Source organism: Flavobacteriales bacterium (genome assembly GCA_013214975.1).
GTDB lineage: Bacteria > Bacteroidota > Bacteroidia > DT-38 > DT-38 > DT-38.
Map to the genome: position 1 here is coordinate 1 of JABSPR010000101.1, position 3,277 is coordinate 3,277.

4 protein-coding genes are annotated in these 3,277 nt (G+C 35.0%); all 4 read right to left on the reverse strand.

All coding sequences use genetic code 11. The features are described 5' to 3' along the window. Positions 1-93: 93 nt before the first annotated feature. Positions 94-837: a capsular biosynthesis protein gene (locus HRT72_04040; protein ID NQY66877.1), complete on the reverse strand. Its 744-nt coding sequence runs from the start codon at positions 835-837 to the stop codon at positions 94-96. A 9-nt stretch (positions 838-846) separates the two neighbouring features. Next, complete coding sequence (locus tag HRT72_04045; GenBank protein ID NQY66878.1) at positions 847-1,836, reverse strand: SDR family oxidoreductase; 990 nt, start codon at positions 1,834-1,836, stop codon at positions 847-849. 6 nt (positions 1,837-1,842) lie between these two features. Next, a complete protein-coding gene (gene rfbB, locus HRT72_04050) occupies positions 1,843-2,895 on the reverse strand; it encodes a dTDP-glucose 4,6-dehydratase (GenBank protein ID NQY66879.1) in 1,053 nt (350 codons plus the stop codon). Positions 2,896-2,900: 5 nt separating this feature from the next. Beyond that, positions 2,901-3,277 (reverse strand): GDP-mannose 4,6-dehydratase (locus HRT72_04055; GenBank protein NQY66880.1); only part of this gene is annotated, 377 nt, incomplete at its 5' end.

The following is a 3,277-nucleotide window of genomic DNA, read 5'->3' on the forward strand; positions in this document are numbered from 1 at the left end:
GCAACAAGTTTTACTGAAGTTGGTCCGGGAAAAGTATTAATGGGACTTATAAAGAAAATAAACCATGAAGCCGAAACGCTTCATGCGTCAGATTTATAGCGTTGTATTAAGAAGGGGTCTTTCTAAGAGCTTATGGAGATGACCTTCAACCAGACACGTTTCTAATGCTTCTAAGTGTCTTTCTCCATGACAATCTGTTCCTATAAAATCTATTAGGTCCTCATCTATCATTCTCCTTGCAATAGACTGCATTTGGGGAGAATAATACCCCATTATCGAATTAGAGTTAAGTTGCAGAATAACCCCTTTATCTCTCAATTCGTGATACTTATCAAATCTGTCATGCCAATATGGGTATCTCTCAGGATGCGCTAAGACTGGTATATACCCTGCGAGCTGAAGATTAAATATTGTATTGTCTAAATATTCAGGTTCATTTAAAAAAGAGACTTCTATTAAAACGTATTTTTCTCCAAAAGTCATTATATCCTTTGATTTCACCTTCTCATCAAATTCAGAATCGACATAGTATTCAGCAGCAGCTTCTATTTCAATATCTATACCTTCTTTAACAAGGCGTTCTCTTACTTCATCTAATCCTTTATTAATAACATCTGGTGTATTCTTATAATAATCACTCATAATATGAGGAGTGGTTATTATTTTTTTAAAACCAAAACTCTTTAAAGACTTTATTAATAGTATAGATTGCTCAATATTCTGCGCGCCATCATCGATTCTAGGAATTAAATGGGAGTGCATATCTGCACCTAAAATTGACAAATCAACGGGTGGAAATACTTCTTTTTTTCTGAAAATCTGATCTAAAAACCCCACTTCAATATATTATTTCAAAACAGATTCTTTATACCAATCTAAAGTGATTTTCAATCCCTGTTCAAATTTTATCATAGGGTTATAGCCTAATACCTTTTTCGCTTTCGTAATATCGGCTACCGACTTCTTAACTTCTCCAAGTCGTTCTTCCACGTGAATCGGCTCTATATCCGAACCTATTAAATCCTTCAGGACAGCAATTAATTCATTAACGGAAGTATCTTCTCCAACAGCAATATTGAATACATCGGCTCCAAGATCTTCAGTAACAAGCATACTTTTAATATTTGCCTGAACAGCATTTTCCACAAAAGTAAAATCTCTTATTTGCGTACCATCTCCGTATATTTTGGGCGTATCGCCATTTAAAAACGAATTAATAAATAGAGGTATCGCTGCTGCATAGGCACCTTTTGGATTTTGTCTCGGTCCATAAATATTAAAATATCTTAACCCAACAATATTCAAATTATACGTTTTCGCATATACTCCAGCGTATAACTCATCAACCTGCTTAGAAACTGCATATGGCGACAAGGGGTTCCCTGTAAATTCTTCCACTTTAGGCATTCCTTGATGATCGCCATAAACAGAAGAAGAACTGGCATAAACCATTTTCTTAACACCTTGCTTCCTTAAAGCTTCCAATACGTTTAGAAAGCCTATTACATTAGCTTCATTTGTGGGTATTGGATTTTCGATTGAGCGAGGAACAGAGCCTAAAGCAGCTTGATGTGAAACAAAGTCAACACCTTGAAATGCTTTCACAACAGCATCCAAATTACATATATCATCTTTGATAAAAGTAAAATTTGGATTAGGAAGAAAAGGCTCAATGTTTTTACGAAAGCCATTTGAAAGGTTATCAAATGCTATAACCCTTTTAGCATTATACTTTAAAAGATACTCTACAATATTAGACCCGATAAACCCAGCACCACCTGTTACACAGAATGTGTACTTATTTATATCAGCTGAATGAAAAGGCAAATCGTACATTACTCTCTATTTTCCGTATTTGTCGTTATAATACTTTACGTAATCTCCTGAGGTAACGTTCTCCAACCAAGACTCGTTCTCAAGGTACCAATCTATACTTTCTTCCAATCTTTCTCTAAAGTTTGCTTTAGCCTCCCATCCCAGTTTATCACAAAGCTTAGAAGAATCAACTGCATATCTCATATCGTGACCTGCTCTATCTTCTACATATACAATTCGAGATCTACATGTACCCTCATCTAAATTTAGCTTTCTATCCATAATATCACATAAGAGATGGATTAAGTCTATATTTTTCCATTCATTATTCCCACCTACATTATATGTTTCACCATGAACACCGCCATGAAATACCATATCAATTGCTTTAGCGTGATCCTCTACAAATAGCCAATCTCTAATATTCAATCCCTCCCCATAAATAGGAATATTCTTTCCTGTTTTCAAATTATTTATTGCTAAAGGAATTAATTTTTCAGGAAACTGAAAAGGACCATAATTATTTGAGCAATTGGAGATAACAACGGGTAAGTTATACGTATTATAAAATGCTCTTACCATATGATCGGAGCTTGCTTTTGATGCAGAATAGGGACTTTTAGGATCATATGGGGTATCTTCTGTAAACGCACCTTCTTCACCTAACGATCCATATACCTCATCGGTTGAAACGTGATAAAACAGTTTCCCTTCAAAATTGCCATTCCAAACTGTTCGGGCCACATTTAATAATGTCATAGTTCCTAAGACATTAGTTTTAACAAACTCATCTGGGTCGGAAATAGATCTATCCACATGCGATTCTGCTGCCAAATGAATAATCGAATCAATACTTTCCGAATTAACAACCGACTCCACAAGTTGATAATCCAGAATATCACCTTTTACAAATTTATAATTAGGACTGCCTTCAATAGATGTTAAATTCTCCAAATTACCCGCATAAGTTAATTTATCTAAGTTGATAATATTATAATCAGGGTACTTCTCTACCATGTGCTTTACTAGACAGGATCCGATAAATCCGGCACCTCCTGTTATTAAAATATTCTTTTTCATTCCTTTTATTTATTATTTCTGGCCTGTAGATTTTTTTCCCAATTCCATGCCGACAGAACTGTTTCTTCCAATGTTTTATTAGACTCCCACTTTAATTCATCTCTTGCATAGCTAACATCCGCATAAATGGCGGATACATCACCTGGACGTCGGGGAGCAATTTTATAATTAAGCTTTTCGCCAGATACCTTTTCAAATGCTTTAATCATTTCCAAAACCGTTACTCCATTTCCTGTGCCCAAATTATAAGTCTCTATATTATTCTTTTCTTGCCCAGAAATTAAACGTTTAACGGCGGTTACATGCGCCTTTGCAAGGTCAACTACATTAATATAATCTCGAACACAAGAACCATCTTTTGTATCATAATCATCTCCAAAAA